The sequence below is a fragment of the Sandarakinorhabdus sp. genome (assembly GCF_032115815.1).
Classification (GTDB): domain Bacteria; phylum Pseudomonadota; class Alphaproteobacteria; order Sphingomonadales; family Sphingomonadaceae; genus Sandarakinorhabdus.
Genome location: NZ_JAUMBI010000008.1, coordinates 4,532 through 4,888, shown reverse-complemented (window position 1 = coordinate 4,888; position 357 = coordinate 4,532). Strand labels below are relative to the sequence as shown.

The 357-nt window shown below is 67.2% G+C and carries 1 protein-coding gene; it reads right to left on the bottom strand.

The window, feature by feature from the left end; all coding sequences use genetic code 11:
* Positions 1 to 150 precede the first annotated feature (150 nt).
* On the bottom strand, positions 151 to 357 hold a 207-nt coding region (locus RT662_RS00380), incomplete at its 5' end, for a SapC family protein (RefSeq protein WP_313668185.1).

Sequence of the window (357 nt, the reverse complement as noted above, 5' to 3'; positions counted from 1 at the left end):
GCACCCTGCCGGCCGGCCTTGACCAGTGGCCAGTCCGCCGCCAGCCCGCGCACCACGAACGGCGTCGTGGCCCCGGTCAACCGGTCAGCCAACGCTTCCGGCGCCAGAACCTCTTCGGCCACGCGCGGCAGGCGATCAAGATGCGATGCTTCAACCATCCGCACGCTTGTTCTTGCGGCGCACCAACCGCGCCAGATTGCCCAGTGACGCCAGCGCCATGTAGGAGGGCAGCAGATGGCCTTCGGCATGAAGTTCGGCCAGTGCACCCGGCTCCAGCGCTGCCAGCCGGTCTTCGTTGACCAGGTGATAGCCCACCAGACGGTGCATGGCGCCGTTATCGAGCGTGACGTCCATCGA